The sequence below is a fragment of the Exiguobacterium sp. s64 genome (genome assembly GCF_018618035.1).
GTDB classification, from domain to species: Bacteria; Bacillota; Bacilli; order Exiguobacteriales; family Exiguobacteriaceae; genus Exiguobacterium; species Exiguobacterium mexicanum_A.
The window spans coordinates 68,353-82,828 of record NZ_JACSLH010000001.1 but is presented as its reverse complement, the minus strand read 5'-3'; the positions used below and the strand labels follow the sequence as shown (position 1 = coordinate 82,828).

General features: G+C 53.2%; 17 protein-coding genes. 9 read left to right on the top strand and 8 right to left on the bottom strand.

Features of this window, described 5'->3' with window-relative positions; all coding sequences use genetic code 11:
* Positions 1-31 precede the first annotated feature (31 nt).
* Positions 32-238 carry a hypothetical protein gene (locus KNP64_RS00445; RefSeq protein ID WP_138859809.1) on the top strand — a complete coding sequence of 69 codons (207 nt, stop codon included), beginning with the start codon at positions 32-34 and terminating at the stop codon, positions 236-238.
* Between the two features lie 35 nt (positions 239-273).
* Here KNP64_RS00445 and KNP64_RS00440 read toward each other — a convergent pair whose 3' ends face one another.
* Together KNP64_RS00440 and KNP64_RS00435 are read right to left on the bottom strand one after the other, a co-directional pair.
* Positions 274-1,575, bottom strand: coding sequence for a murein hydrolase activator EnvC family protein (locus KNP64_RS00440; protein ID WP_214791719.1), 1,302 nt, complete (start codon positions 1,573-1,575; stop codon positions 274-276).
* A gap of 290 nt (positions 1,576-1,865) precedes the next feature.
* Positions 1,866-2,387 carry a VanZ family protein gene (locus KNP64_RS00435; RefSeq protein WP_214791720.1) on the bottom strand — a complete coding sequence of 174 codons (522 nt, stop codon included), beginning with the start codon at positions 2,385-2,387 and terminating at the stop codon, positions 1,866-1,868.
* Between the two features lie 162 nt (positions 2,388-2,549).
* On the opposite strand from KNP64_RS00435, the gene KNP64_RS00430 reads away from it, so the two are divergent.
* Positions 2,550-3,023, top strand: a complete 474-nt coding sequence (locus KNP64_RS00430; protein WP_214791722.1) for a glutathione peroxidase — start codon at positions 2,550-2,552, stop codon at positions 3,021-3,023.
* A 42-nt stretch (positions 3,024-3,065) separates the two neighbouring features.
* On the opposite strand, the gene KNP64_RS00425 is transcribed toward KNP64_RS00430, so the two are convergent.
* A complete protein-coding gene (locus KNP64_RS00425) occupies positions 3,066-3,992 on the bottom strand; it encodes a CAP domain-containing protein (protein ID WP_214791724.1) in 927 nt (308 codons plus the stop codon).
* A 19-nt stretch (positions 3,993-4,011) separates the two neighbouring features.
* Positions 4,012-4,458 carry a MarR family winged helix-turn-helix transcriptional regulator gene (locus tag KNP64_RS00420; RefSeq protein WP_021066777.1) on the bottom strand — a complete coding sequence of 149 codons (447 nt, stop codon included), beginning with the start codon at positions 4,456-4,458 and terminating at the stop codon, positions 4,012-4,014.
* Positions 4,459-4,576: 118 nt separating this feature from the next.
* Here KNP64_RS00420 and KNP64_RS00415 point away from each other — a divergent pair, with 118 nt between their 5' ends.
* From KNP64_RS00415 to KNP64_RS00405, 3 genes are all read left to right on the top strand, one after another.
* Positions 4,577-4,990: an organic hydroperoxide resistance protein gene (locus KNP64_RS00415; RefSeq protein WP_021066776.1), complete on the top strand. Its 414-nt coding sequence runs from the start codon at positions 4,577-4,579 to the stop codon at positions 4,988-4,990.
* Positions 4,991-5,083: 93 nt separating this feature from the next.
* Entirely contained in the window at positions 5,084-5,941 is an 858-nt protein-coding gene (locus tag KNP64_RS00410; RefSeq protein WP_214791726.1) for a metallophosphoesterase, read from the top strand.
* A gap of 106 nt (positions 5,942-6,047) precedes the next feature.
* Positions 6,048-7,187 (top strand): zinc-dependent alcohol dehydrogenase, encoded by a 1,140-nt coding sequence (locus KNP64_RS00405; protein WP_114165942.1) that lies wholly within the window; start codon positions 6,048-6,050, stop codon positions 7,185-7,187.
* A gap of 41 nt (positions 7,188-7,228) precedes the next feature.
* Here KNP64_RS00405 and KNP64_RS00400 read toward each other — a convergent pair whose 3' ends face one another.
* From KNP64_RS00400 to abc-f, 3 genes are all read right to left on the bottom strand, one after another.
* A complete protein-coding gene (locus KNP64_RS00400; RefSeq protein ID WP_214791728.1) occupies positions 7,229-8,140 on the bottom strand; it encodes a cation diffusion facilitator family transporter in 912 nt (303 codons plus the stop codon).
* 115 nt (positions 8,141-8,255) lie between these two features.
* On the bottom strand, positions 8,256-9,032 hold the full coding sequence (locus KNP64_RS00395) for a hypothetical protein (protein WP_214791730.1): 777 nt from the start codon (positions 9,030-9,032) through the stop codon (positions 8,256-8,258).
* Positions 9,033-9,044: 12 nt separating this feature from the next.
* Positions 9,045-10,739 carry a ribosomal protection-like ABC-F family protein gene (abc-f, locus tag KNP64_RS00390; RefSeq protein WP_214791732.1) on the bottom strand — a complete coding sequence of 565 codons (1,695 nt, stop codon included), beginning with the start codon at positions 10,737-10,739 and terminating at the stop codon, positions 9,045-9,047.
* 365 nt (positions 10,740-11,104) lie between these two features.
* Here abc-f and KNP64_RS00385 point away from each other — a divergent pair, with 365 nt between their 5' ends.
* From KNP64_RS00385 to KNP64_RS00370, 4 genes are all read left to right on the top strand, one after another.
* Positions 11,105-12,016: an MBL fold metallo-hydrolase gene (locus tag KNP64_RS00385; RefSeq protein WP_214791733.1), complete on the top strand. Its 912-nt coding sequence runs from the start codon at positions 11,105-11,107 to the stop codon at positions 12,014-12,016.
* Positions 12,017-12,079: 63 nt separating this feature from the next.
* Positions 12,080-12,913: an aldo/keto reductase gene (locus tag KNP64_RS00380; protein WP_214763717.1), complete on the top strand. Its 834-nt coding sequence runs from the start codon at positions 12,080-12,082 to the stop codon at positions 12,911-12,913.
* A 13-nt stretch (positions 12,914-12,926) separates the two neighbouring features.
* A complete protein-coding gene (locus tag KNP64_RS00375) occupies positions 12,927-13,541 on the top strand; it encodes a PH domain-containing protein (protein ID WP_021066768.1) in 615 nt (204 codons plus the stop codon).
* A 14-nt stretch (positions 13,542-13,555) separates the two neighbouring features.
* A complete protein-coding gene (locus KNP64_RS00370; RefSeq protein ID WP_034776686.1) occupies positions 13,556-13,834 on the top strand; it encodes a hypothetical protein in 279 nt (92 codons plus the stop codon).
* Between the two features lie 39 nt (positions 13,835-13,873).
* Here KNP64_RS00370 and KNP64_RS00365 read toward each other — a convergent pair whose 3' ends face one another.
* Positions 13,874-14,398: a DUF1836 domain-containing protein gene (locus KNP64_RS00365; protein WP_214707982.1), complete on the bottom strand. Its 525-nt coding sequence runs from the start codon at positions 14,396-14,398 to the stop codon at positions 13,874-13,876.
* Positions 14,399-14,476: the final 78 nt, after the last annotated feature.

The following is a 14,476-nucleotide window of genomic DNA, read 5'->3' as shown; positions in this document are numbered from 1 at the left end:
TCCCCTATACTGTAGGTGGAGGCGATTTTTGATGAACAGACTATTCGGTTGGTGGCTCCGCATCCCGCGCCGGATCCGGATGACCGTCTTGACCCTCGCCACGCTCGCGGTGCTCGGTTATATGGTCTTCCTCGGCGGGAGGAGCATGCTCGACGACCCGAACTGGGACACGCTCTGGCTGAGCGTGATTGGCGCCGCCCTTTTGACCTTTATCACGTACAAGGCAACAAAAAAGTGATCGACGCTTCGTCGATCACTTTTTGTATAGGCTTATTAGAAGAATGAAGCTGGGTTGACTGTGTTGCCCGCGCTCGAAGATGAGTACGAGTAACCGCCACGGTGAATCTCAAAGTGCAAGTGTGAGCCAGTCGAGTTCCCTGTGCTACCCATCGCGCCGATGTTTTGGCCTTGTGTCACACGTTGGCCGGCTGATACCGATACCGAGCTCATGTGTGCGTACACTGTCGTCCAGACCTGCCCGTTCAACACATGCGTGATGATGACGTGGTTGCCGTAGGCGCCGCCCCATCCAGCACGTGTGACCGTACCTGTTTGTGACGCATTGATCGGCGTTCCGACTGGTCCCGCGATATCAAGTCCGTTGTGGAACGAGTAGCCGTTCGCACCGCTCGCCGCGCCCCAACCTTGTGAAAGACGACCGTTCGCCGGGCGTTGGAACATGCCACCACTTGCTGGTACTGAAGCTGATGCCGATGCCGTCGGCGTGCTGACTGCGCTCGCAGCAGAGTTTGAGCTCTGTTGTTTCTTCGCTGCCGCTGCTGCCGCTGCCGCACGTTTGGCTTCTTCGGCCGCACGACGTTGTGCTTCCATTTCAGCTTTGATGGCTTTTTCTTGTGACTTGAGTGTTGACTCCATTTCTTGGAGGCTCACCAATTTCGATTCGAACTTCACTTTTTCAGCGTTGAGTTTCTTGATCTTCGCTGCGCGCTCTTTCATTTTCTTGTTGAGCGTCTTTTGACGTTGTTCGAGTTCTTCTTTTTGTTTCACGAGAGCGTCGCGCTCGGCTTTCAATTCAGCTTGCGCTTTCGCCAATTTCTCTTTTGTCGCTTGGTACTCTTCGAAGATCTGCTTGTCGTTCTCTTGGATTGTACCAGCTGTGATCATGCGTGTGAGCAAGTCACCGAAGTCTTTCGAACCGAAGATGAACTCTGCCCAGTCGATCGAACCGCCGCCATTTTTTTGCATTGTGGCCATGCGCTCTTTCATGAGCTCTTCTTGCGCCTTCATCTTCGCTTCATATTGTTTGATTTGCTTTTGAAGGGCTGCGATTTTTTGTTGTGTCGCACGAATCTCAGCTTTCTTTTGCACGACGTCGTTGATGACGTCTTGGAGTTCAGCATCTAACTTGTTGATTTCTTGCTGCTCTTTGCTGATTGCCTGTTCACGTTTTTGGATCGAGGCGTTCGCTTTGCTCTGTTCACTGCTATTCTTTTGTTGTTGCTGCTGCACCTTTTTCTGTTTGTCTGTAAGTGACGCTGCATAGCCAGGTGTCGTGCCGCTAATGAGAAGAGCTCCTAAAGTGACGGTTGCTGCAAGTTTCTTAAAGTTAACCAATGTGCTTCCCTCCGCTGAGTTCTGTGAATTTCTATATAAAATAGATCGAATAATTTATAAGTTAAAAAGCGAATTCCTGTATCGCTCTGAGACTCATTATAGCAATCTAAACCTAAAGTTATTTTACACTTATATTTCATTCGCATTACATTGACCTGTTTTAGGTTTTATACGTTTAAAAATGGGGGTATAAAGGGATTTCTCATTTCCCCATGTCACAAAAACGTTATAAATAAAAAAGAAAAGCACTTCTTGAAAGCGCTTTTCAAATAACTACCTATATGATTTTTTTACCACCTTGGGGAGACATACCCCGATCGCGACCGGTTCGTCCGGCCGTGTTTCCACAAATAATAACCGCCAACGAGAAGGACGCCACAGCCTGCCCCGAAACTGTCGAGCAGGATATCCTGAATGAGCGGCGTCCGCTCCGGCGTCAGGCTTTGATGGAACTCATCAAAGATGGCGACCGTATTCGCGAGCGTCCAGGCAAACAAGATTGTCAGACCGGCATGGAGTCTTGTCCGCGACACGGCTTTGACGAGAAGTGCCCCGAGAGCGAAGAAGACGGTGAAGTGCGCCGCTTTCCGAATCAAGAACTCAATCAAGCCGACGCTCCCTTTCGCCTCGAGCGACACCGGTCCTCCGGCGTACTCGAAGTCGACGGTCGACAGCACCGGTTCGGCCCACGTCCAATCGAACCGTTCGAGCGGTGAGACGATGCTCTGGTCCGAATACGGGGTCGCGCTCGAGAAGAATAAGCCAATCAGGATCAAACTAATCCATATAAATTCATTTTTCAGTATGTACATAACACCGTTCCTTTCTACAACGAGTCTCATTATACGCCGTCCATCATGTTTCATTGTAACAACGACTTCATCATTTCATGACAATTTGATTGCGAACAACCGGTTCAAAGTCGTGTCTTGAAATTCCGATTGGTATAATGAAAACAAAAAGGGGGAATCAACATGATCTATCAATATGAAGCGACCGACATGAGCGGCAAGCTCCAACCGCTATCGAAATACGAGGGGGACGTCCTGTTGATCGTCAACACGGCGAGCAAGTGCGGTTTCACACCACAGCTCGAGGGGCTCGAGAAATTATATGAACGTTACCAGGGGCAAGGGTTCCATATCCTCGGCTTCCCGTGCAACCAGTTTGGCAATCAAGACCCGGGCTCGAACGAGGAAATCAGCGAGTTCTGTCAATTGAACTACGGCGTGACGTTCCCGATGTTCGCCAAAGTCGACGTGAACGGGAAAGACGCCCACCCGCTCTTCCAATACTTATCGAAAGAAGCACCTGGCCTGCTCGGCTCGAAGACGATCAAATGGAACTTCACGAAGTTCCTCGTCGACCGGAAAGGCAACGTCATCGAACGGTTCTCGCCGCAGACGACACCGGACGAGATCGAGACGGCGGTCAAACGTCTGTTATAAGGAAAAGGATGGTCCACCGAAATCCGGCGAACCATCCTTTTTTTAGCGTGGGGTGATGAAGTTGATCGTGTAGAACGGACTTGATTCTTCATTATAGACGAGGCCGACCGACACGTGCGTGAAACCATCTTTCAAAATGTTTTCCCGGTGGCCGAGCGAATTCATGAGTCCCCAGTGGGCGTGGAAGACGCTCATCTGCCCCATCGCCAAGTTCTCTCCGGCGAGGGAGTAGGCGATGCCGGCCTCATTCATCCGCTCGAACGGGTCGCGGCCCTCGGGATCGGTATGGCTGAAGAAGTTGTTGCGGGCCATGTTCTCACTATGGGCGCGCACGACCGGGAGCAGCGGTTCGTAGTCAGCGAGCGCCGACAATCCGAACTTCTGACGGTCCCAGTTCATGAGCATCCGCATCAACTGTTCGTTCGCGACGAGATTGTCTTCCGACACGTCGCCGTAATAGCCGTCACTCGACTCCTCGACGTCCCGGTCGACAGTGAGCACGGCCTTTAGCTTGTCCTCATCGTGCTGATCGAAGAAGAGCGTCACATAGTCGTCGTCGATCGCATAGACGTTGAATGACGGGTCGTCCGGAATCAAATAGCGTTTGAGTCCCTTATTATACGACTTGACCTCATCGAAACCGATTTGCTCGACTTGTTGTCGTGTCGTCTCGCCCACGATGAGCCCTTCAAAGATGCTGCCCGTCTCGAACTGATATTGGCCTTGCTTCGATTCGTCAGCATCGATCAACTCGAGGCTACGGTCACCGCTCTTCTCGAGCAAGTACCAGTCGTGCCCGGCATATTGGCTCGTGAAGCGCGGGGCGTCGGTCGAGCGTTCTTGTTGCTCCTCCGCCACTTCCGTCGACTTCACTTGAATGCTCGTCGGCGCCGACACGTTCGGTACTTCATACTTCCAGGCCGCATACATGCCGATCGCGAGCAATAAAATCACTAGTTTACGAAACATCGCGTCTCCTTTCGAAAACTTACTCCTCTCGCTCACCGAACGCACGCAAGCGCGCCTTGATGTCGATGAGCATCTCCATATAAGCGATATACGTCGCTTCATCTATATTCAGCATACCACTCACTTTGAGCGGTACCTCTTCGGCCTGCTCACGCAATGCGCTCCCGGACGGCGTGAGTGACAAGAGGACACGGCGCTCGTCGTCGGTCGCCCGCACTTTCTCCACGTAATCGAGTTGCATGAGCCGCTTGACGAGCGGTGACAACGTGCCCGAATCGAGCGTGAGTCGATCCCCGAGCTGTTTCAAATCGATATTGTCTTCTTCCCACAAGACGAGCATGACCAAGTACTGGCTATATGTCAGGTTTAACGGCGCCAAAATCGGGCGATATAATCTTGTAAGCTCTTTTGAAGCGGTATAGAGCTGAAAACAGATCTGATGCTCTAATGTTAACGAACTTTTCATAGTATTTCCTCCGGCTATAGTCTTAGGACAAGCATATCATTTGATTATCTGTTTGACTGCTCTATAATTAGATTGTGCACAACTTAATTGCCTAAAAACGAAATGGAGGAATTGAATCATGAAACCATTATTCACAGCTTCTGCAACTGCAATCGGTGGCCGCGAAGGTCGCGTCACATCGACGGACGGCGTCATCGACTTGAACGTCTCAATGCCTGGCTCAAAACACGCGGACGAAGCGACGAACCCGGAGCAACTCTTCGCAGCAGGTTACGCGGCATGTTTCGGTAGCGCCTTGAACCTCGTTATCGGCAAAGAACGTATTAAAACAGATGGCACGAACGTCACAGGACACGTGACACTTAACCAAGACGATGAAGGCTTCTTCATCTCGGTCGAACTCGAAGTCGAGATCAAAGGTGTGGATCAAGCGACGGCGGAACGTCTCGTCGAAGCGGCACACCAAGTTTGCCCGTACTCGAAAGCCACACGCGGCAACGTCGACGTCAAGTTGACTGCCAAAGCAGCATAATTCGATGGCCCGCTTCCGAGCGGGCTTTTTTTTGCGTCTCCCTACTCTACGGAGTAGAATGAAGGAACGATAGACAAGGAGAGGAGGCGGATGATGTTCAAAGGCAAACGTAAATATGTGACGATCGGCGTCGGGGTCGCGTTCCTCCTCGCTGCTTTTTATAACGGACTGACCATTCGAAATTATAAGGTCGAATCCGACAAACTTGAGACCGGTCAATCGTTCCGGGTGATTTTGTTGTCCGACTTGCACGGTTATTCATACGGGGACGACCAACGTGTCTTGATCGACAAAGTACGAGAACAAGAACCCGATTTGATCGCCCTTCCCGGCGATATTCTCGACCGGTTCCGCTCACCTGACGCCTCGTTTGAATTGATCAAAGGCTTACAAGGCATCGCGCCGATGTATTTCGTGACCGGCAATCATGAGATCGACGGCTCGGACGATTTCGTCCGTCACGACGTCAAAGACGTCTTCCGCGCCTATGGCGTGACCGTGCTCGAGAACGAGACCGCGTCGATCAATGTCAACGGCGTCGACATCCTCATCGGCGGGCTCGAAGACCCGCTCCGGACATACACGGAAAACATTCATGCGAGCTGGGAAGAAACAGCTTTGACCTCGCTCGGTGAAGTTGACACGGAAACGGCTTTCAGCCTGCTCTTGTCTCACCGGGCCGAACAGGTCGAGACGTACGCCGCCTTACCGTTTGACCTCGTCCTGTCAGGCCACGCCCACGGCGGACAGGTTCGAATTCCCTATTTATTGAACGGGCTGTATGCGCCGGACCAAGGCTTCTTCCCGAAGTACGCCGGGGGCTTGTACGAGCACGAATCATTCACACACGTCATCGGGCGTGGCTTCAACTATAGCGTCAGCGTACCGCGTGTGTTCAATCCACCGGAGATTGTCGTCATCGACGTCATCGGGAAAGGGGCTCCCCAGTGAGCCCCTTTTCCTATGTTCCCCATAAATCGGATTCGCAGGCGCTTAAGAAGGGTACAGTACTCTTGTTGTAACTTACCTGTTTTCAAAAAAAGGAGGAAGTGGACATATGCGTGCTGTCACCTATCAAGGAGCAAAAAACATTGAAGTCAAGGATGTGAAAGACCCGGAGATTGAGAACCGGGAAGAGATTATCGTCAAAATCACGTCAACGGCCATCTGCGGATCCGATTTGCATATTTACCAAGGAAATATGCCGACCCGTCATGGCTATGTGATCGGTCACGAGCCGATGGGAATTGTCGAAGAAGTCGGTCCGGATGTGACGAAAGTGAAGAAAGGCGACCGTGTCGTCTTACCGTTTAACGTCTCTTGCGGACACTGTTACTACTGTGAGCATGAAATGGAGAGCCAGTGCGACAACTCGAACCATGCTCCTCATACCGATGCAGGCGGCTACTTCGGTTTCACGGAGCAGTTCGGGAACCATCCAGGGGGCCAGGCCGAGTACTTAAAAGTGCCATATGGAAACTTCATGCCGCTTGTTATCCCAGAGTCATGTGAACTAGACGACGAGGCACTCTTGTTCTTGTCGGACGTTATTCCGACAGCATGGTGGAGTCTAGAGAATGCCGGTATGAAAGCGGGAGACACGGTCGTCATCCTCGGCTCAGGTCCTGTCGGTTTGATGACACAAAAATTAGCCTGGGTGCGTGGTGCGAAACGCGTCATCGCCGTCGACCCGGAAATCTACCGGTTGAACCGGGCTAAACTCTCTAACAATGTCGAGACCGTGTTGATGAAAGACCCGATCGATACTGGCAAGTATATTTATGAAATTACAAACGGCGGGGCTGACGTGGTCATCGATTGTGTCGGATTCGACGGAAAAAAATCACCGATTGAGAAAGTCGAACAAAAGTTGATGGTCCAAGGAGGAACCCTCAGCGCCATCAAAGTCGCGAAAGAAGCGGTGCGTAAGTTCGGTACCGTACAATTGACAGGGATTTACGCGATGAACTACAACCAGTTCCCGCTCGGTGATTTCTTTACCCGAAACGTCAGCATTCGGACGGGACAAGCGCCGGTCATTCACTACATGCCTGAGCTGTTCCAAATGATTGTCGACAAGAAGTTCGACCCGACCGATATCATCACGCACCGTCTGCCGCTCGAGCAGGCAGCTGATGCGTACAAGATGTTCAATGATCATTTGGACGACTGTGTCAAAGTCGTCTTGAAACCATAACGAAAGCGGTCCCCGACTCTTGTCAGGGACCGCTTGTTTATTTACCAGATCGTCCGCTCTTCACAACATTGTGCTTCCCGTTCGATTTGAACAGTCGAACGCTCGAACGTGGCGAACTCTCGGATTCGTTTCGTCACCTCACGCAAGACGCGCTGGTCGTCCGTGTCCGCCTCGATCAAGACGTGGCACGTGACGGCGAATTCGTTCGATGAGATTGACCAGACATGTAAGTCATGGACTTCTTTGACGCCATCGACGCCACCGAGTTCACGTTGCATCGCCACGACGTCGATTTGGTCGGGTGTCCCTTCCATCAAAATATGGATCGCCTCCCGCGTCACGCGGTAGCCGCTCAATAAAATCAGGACAGCGACGAACAGACTCGCGATCGGGTCGGCAAGCGTCCAACCGAACGCCATAATCAATACGGCCGCCGTGATGACACCGACCGAGCCGAGCAAATCGCCGAACACGTGCAACAGTGCACTGCGGACGTTCAAGTTGTCACGTTCCCCCCGCATGAGCAGCCAGGCCGCAAGTACGTTGACGAGCAGTCCGATGATGGCGACCGTGAGCATGCCCCCGCTCAAAATCTCAGGTGGGGCGAACAAGCGCTGATACGCCTCGATGATAATGTAGATGGATATGACGAGCAGCGTCAATCCGTTGACGAATGCCGCCAAAATCTCGAACCGTCGATAGCCGAACGTGCGCTCCGGCGTCGCCTGCCGTGCCCCGAACCGCACGGCGAGAAAACTGAGACCGAGCGCGGCTGCGTCACTGAGCATGTGGCCCGCATCCGACAAGAGCGCCAAACTGTTCGTCCATAATCCGCCGATGACCTCGACGACCATGAACGTCGCAATCAGGACGAACGACCAGAATAATGCCCGTTGGTTCGTCGTATGGTGATGATGGTGGTCATGTCCGTGGTGATCGTGATGTGCACCCATACCATCCCCTCCTCTCCCTTTCATTCTATACCTTTCTCCTTTAACATTCAAACGTATGTTTGAATGAATACATAAAAAACAATCGTCGAAAGGGATGTCCTCTCGACGATCGCAGTTATTTTTGTTCGAGCCGGACCCGCATGACCCCGTCATATGGGAACAACTTCAATTGTCGCGTCTCGCCCTCATACCAACTGCCGGCATTTTGACTGCTCGTCGCCGTCATATCAGGCGTCGCGACCGCTTGGCGGTCCCAGTCGATCGCCTTCACCTGCTGGTCACGCACCATCAAGAAGAAACCGTCATAGAAATGATATTCGTTCACTTGGTCACGCTGGACGGCTTTCGGGGCCCCGAGCGTGGCGCGGACGCTCGAGATATCTTGTCCGAGCCATTCAAGCGTCGCCGGGTCGGCCGTAGGGACGACCGTTTTCCAGGCCGCGGTCACATCTTCGTCCGAGACACTCGTCGCTTCTTTCGTCACTTGCGCTTCCGTCACCCAACCGGTCGTCCGCTCGTTCAATTGGAGCTTGACGAAACCACTGACGGCCTCGAGTTGTTCGAAACGGTCGCCGAGGTCGGCCTCATAGATGACCGTCACCCGGTCATCAGCGAACACTTTCGTATACGGCGCCGCGATATAGACGAACACCCCGTCGGTCTCGTCAGCCTCTGCTTCCGCCTCGGTCTCCTCTGTCGCTTCCGTCTCACTGTTGACCGATTCGGTCGCGATGTCGTCCGTCTCCGGCAACGCCGACTTCTTCGAGTCCATGAGCGCCGCGAAAGCGATGACGCCGATGAGCGAGGCGATCAACAACACCACCGTCGCTGATTGCCAAAACCGTTTCCGTTTCCGTGATGCGGCCCGTGATACCCGTACTTCTTCTTTCATGTTCTTCCACCCCTATTTGTTTCGTCCCTTCTCCGATTCGGCAAGGGGGATCCCGTTTCCTGCCTCGTCGAAGAAAATTTGCGGCTCGCTCGTCAGCGTCTCGAGCGTCCGCAGCGTCGCGTCGACGTCGACCGGCGGCTTTGTATCACCCGACTCAAGGACGCGCACCGTCTTTCCGAGCTCGATCGTCCGGTCCGCCAAGCGATGGAACGTCCGGTCGTGCGAGATAAGGATCAACCCGCCCCGGTATACGTCGAGTGCGGCTTCGATTTGCTCCCGTGTCGCCACATCCAAATAGTTCGTCGGCTCATCGAGCGCGAGCAAATCCGCATCCGAGAAGTAGAGGATGAGGAAGGCGATGCGGCACTTCTCCCCCATGCTCGCGTCACGGATCGGCTTATACACCTCATCGCGGCGGAATAAGAAGTGTGCCAAAAGCGTCCGTGCCTCCGTCTCTGTGATGTCACTCTCGGCTAGAAGTGCGTCGAGCAACGTCCCGTCTTTCGGCAATCGCGCGAGCGTCTGCGAGAAATAGCCAACCTTCAGTTTCGGGTGACGCTTGATGTCCCCTGCCTCCGGTGCGAGTTCGCCGATCAATAGTTTCAACAGCGTCGTCTTCCCACTTCCGTTCGGACCGACGATGGAGATGCGGTCACCCCGGTTCACCGTGAACGAGAGGTGCTCAAAGAGGGGTTCCTCATAACCGAACGAGACGTCGTCGACCGTGATCCACGTCTTCGCCTCGAGCGGGTCGGCTTGGAAACGGACGGAGACATGGGCCGCGTCTTTCGGGCGATCGGGCCGAGAACCTTCGAGTTGCTCGAGCTTACGTTCCCTTGCCTTCATTTTGACGGCGAGGTTCGCCGCTCCTTTTTGCGCGCCGGGACTCCGTACGCTCGCCGTCGCTTTCGCTTTCAAATGCCACCCCTTATATTGGGCGATCATATCAAGCAGCTCCGACTTCCGCGCTACGTAGCGGGCATGGGCTCGCTCGTCGCGTACACGTTCCTCGGCCTTCTGGTGTTTATAGGCCGTGTAGTTGCCAGGATAGCGGACGACTTTCCCTTCGTCTAATTCAAGGATGACCGTCGCAACATCGTCGATGAACTGGCGGTCGTGGGAGATGGCGAGCACCGTACCCGGAAACTCGTTCACCCAGCGCGTCAGCCACTCGATTGAGTCGACATCGAGATGGTTCGTCGGCTCGTCTAAGAGGACGATATCGACATGTCGCATCGTGAGCCGAGCAAGTTGGGCCCGTGTCTGTTCACCGCCGCTCAACTCGCGGAGCCGGATCGAGTCCTGTGCGTCGAGACCGAGCCGTTTGAGCGCTCGTCTCGCCTCAAGCTCGAGTCCGAAGGCGTCAGTTGCGAGCGCCTCGTCGTATGCTTCAAGCACGCGCGCCGTGTCACCTGATGTGACATCCATGTAGAGCGGATAGCGCTGCGGGTCGCCTTGCATGACGTAGTCCAGCGCAGTCTCTTCTCCGTCAAACACCGTCTGTTCGACGACACCGACCGAACCTAAGACGTCGATCGTGCCTGCCTGTGGGGTCAGCTCGCCGATAAGCAGCTTGAACAGCGTCGTCTTGCCGGACCCGTTCTGTCCGAATAAGATGGCCCGTTCTGCTGCCGCCACGTCGAACGAGACGTTGTCGAATAATGGTTGCCGGTCGTGGTCGAACCGGACTTGTTGGATTGATAACATATTGTTTCACCTCGCTAATTGTTCGGATACGCGATGAAACAAAAAACACCATCCGCTCAAAAGCGATGGTGTGAAGAGCTCCGGTCAAGCGGAAAGAAGGGTTACCTCCGTAGCCTGAAATTGGACACACTTCACCCGTGACTGTTCGTGCGAACAGTGATGATTCGTTTCATCAGTTGAGGGCGTGTGACTTTTTCATGGCACGTTGTACCTTCCTTTCCTAAGTTATTGCAACCGTACCAAATTGAAAGCGGATTCGCAAGGGGGTGCCCCACAATCTCCGATTTTTTCTACACCTTCCGGCGGATGCAAGCGCGTCATGCGAGCGGTATGATTAAACCAACTTAGATGATGAGGTGACTGCCATGAAATTACGAAACCTACTCGTCCCGAGCGCTGTCCTAGCGAGCGTCGGTACGTTCTTATATACACGATTCAAACAAAGACTGCCTCGCCCCGCCTTCAAAGTCCCGACGGTCAAGCCGGACCTCGCCTCGTTCGATGAGACGATGGTCGGCGCCACCTGGGTCGGCCATTCGACCGTGCTCATCCATTGGTACGGATTAAAGATTTTGACCGATCCGGTGTTCTCGAACCGGATTGGGGTCCACGTCGGCCCGGTCACGTTCGGGATGAAACGCCATACCGCCCCCGCCCTCTCGATCGAGGAAATCGGGCACGTCGACGTCATCTTGCTCAGTCACGCCCATATGGACCACTTCGACCATAAGAGCCTGAAGCTACTCATCAATCGCGATACGGTCGTCATCTCGGCTCCAGGGACGAGCAAACTGTTGCGTAAATATCCGAGCTTACAGACGCTCGAGATGCATCCACACGACAAATTGACGCTCGCGAACGGGCTCCACGTCCAAGCGATCCCTGTCGCCCACTGGGGCAATCGTTTCCCATGGGACAAACATATGGGTTATAACGGCTACGTCTTGAAATATAAAGGCGTCCGCATGCTGTTCGCCGGGGATACGGCGTACACCGAGTCGTTTAACGGGCTCGCGAACAAAGAGCCGATCGACCTCGCCTTTTTCCCGATCGGGGCCTATCAACCCGAGTCGTTCGAGGAAGCGCACTGCACGCCGGAACAGGCATGGACGATGTTCAAACAGAGCGGAGCAAAACGCTTCTTCCCGATGCATTGGGACACGTTCGTCTTGTCATATGAACCGGTCGAAGAGCCGTATGAGCGACTCGTCGCCGCGGCAAAGCTTGAACGTGATCAAATCGTGATCAAGGCGCACGGCGAAAGTATTCGGCTGTAGCTTTCGCTTTCACTTCCGGACGATTTTCGGTAACGTAAGAGGTGAGAGGGAGGGAATCAATTTATGGAATGGACAACACTCAACAATGATGTGAAACTGCCGATGCTCGGACTCGGCGTGTACAAAGTGGAAGACGGTGCAGTCACGGTCGACACGGTCAAAGCGGCGCTTGACACCGGCTATCGGTTAATCGACACGGCGGCCATCTATCAAAACGAGGAGAGCGTCGGCCAAGCGATTCGCGAGTCAAGCGTCCCGCGGGAAGACATCTTCGTGACGACGAAACTGTGGAACGAGTTCCACGGCTATGACGAGGCACTCCAAGCGTTTCAAGATAGCCTCGACCGGCTCGGGCTCGAATATGTCGACTTGTTCTTGATTCACTGGCCGATGCCGCGCTTCGGAAAGTTCGTCGAGACGTATAAAGCGCTCGAACAGTTGTATGAGGAAGGCAAGGTTCGGGCTATCGGGGTCTCGAACTTTGAGATCAGCCACCTTGAACAGATTATCCAGTCGTGCTCGATCGTACCGGCGGTGAACCAAGTCGAGATCCACCCATACCTGTCCCAAAAAGAATTGATCGCGTTCTGCCAGCGGTACGATATCCAGATTCAGGCGTGGAGCCCGCTCATGAAAGGGCGTGAGGCGCTCGAGGACCCGGTCATCACCGAGATCGCTGATAAGTACGGGAAGTCGCCGGCTCAAGTCATCTTGCGTTGGCACTTGCAGAACGGCGTCGCCGTCATCCCCAAATCGGTCACGCCGAGCCGGATTCGCGAGAATATAGAGGTATTCGACTTCACGTTGACGAAAGAAGAGATGCACGCGATCGATGGACTCAACCGCGACGAGCGGACCGGGTCTGATCCGAACGAGATGCACAAAATCCACTACTGAGGAGAGATTGTACATGTTCAAAAAACTAGCTTCTGATTTGACAGGCTTCAGCGATATCGGCGAAGTCATCGACCCGAAAGATTTCGATAAAGCGGATTCGGATGATTACGTCCTGCATGAGGACAACGAGAAGATTTATTTCTTGATCAAATCGAAATCGGACGAGTACTGCTTCACAAACTTGGCGATGATCCACCTGGACGGGACGAGTGCGATGAGTTCGAAACGCGTCTTGTACCGTTATCCTTACGCCCATTTCCCATTGAATAACGTCATGTTCGAGACAGCCGGTACGGTCGACATGGACGTCGAGATCAAGTTCACCATCGGCGACAAGCCGTACTCGATCGACGTGAACAAGAAACAAATCGAGCATGTGAAAGACTTGTACAAATCGCTCCTCGCCATCGCTGAGAAGCAACGTGAAGGCCGGAAGATGATGGAGTATGCCAACGCGTCACTCACGCACTCGGTGTCGATTTTGAGCGGGCTCCGCCAAGGCGACATGAACGTGGCGTCGACGTTCAAGGAATTGAACGAACAAAGCTTCGACTGGCTCAAAGGTCACTATCACGAGTGGAACCGCAAAGACTTCGGTGACGTGTTCGAGAAGTACATCAATAATTAACCAGGCGGTGACTTATGGATTACATGTGGCTGTTGATTGCGTTCGGCTTGTTCATGCTCGTAATTTTGACTGTATTCATCAGTAGTGTGCTCAACGCCTTGTTCCGGCACCTCCACCCGGTAATTCATATCGCTGTCATCTTGTTGTTATCGTTTGCGTATGAGCGTCTCATGTTAGATTATAATCTCTTCTGGACGCTACTCGTTCTCGTGACCATCAGTTATGCAGCACCACTTCTTGTCATCAAACTGTACAACAAAGGTGAGCGCTTCGAACGCGATCGTCTGAAATGAAATGTCCCCTAGACTCCAATCGGATTCTAGGGGACATTTTTATTTGCCTTCATCAATCAACTGTTCAGCGAGCCGTTGGAACAAGTGGCTCATATGGACGGCCGAGGCGATGGCGAGCGACTGTTGGATGCCGTTCGTCTCGTTCGTGCGTACGTTGGCGAGGAGCGTCTCGGCTTGCGCCTCGAACGCCTGCATGTTCTGCTCTTTCTGAACTTGGTACGCGTCATAGAAGTCCTCGAGCGAGAAGCCCTCGTCCGACTCGTTCAGCGGGCGAAGCGTCTCTTTGATGTCGTTGATTGACAAGAGCCCTTTCATCTCGTAAATCAGGCTGAGCAACATCAAGTGCTCGTTCGTGTACTTCTTGTTTTTGACAGGATGGAACAATTTGCCCTTGGCGTAGTTGTTAATCATCGTCTTCGTCAAAATCGTCTCGTCGTCACTTCGCTTCATCTTCCCATAATGTTGCTCGAACAACTGGATGACCTGGTCCATATATAAGTCAATCGTCGGGAGCACCTGCTTCGGCAGCGTCCCTTCCGTCTCTATTATCTCGTGCGGTTTCATTCAATCACCTCCCCTTCAGTATACGGACAAACCGGATTTGTCGAAACAAAAACCTTGTTGTTTTTCAGTATACAGCTT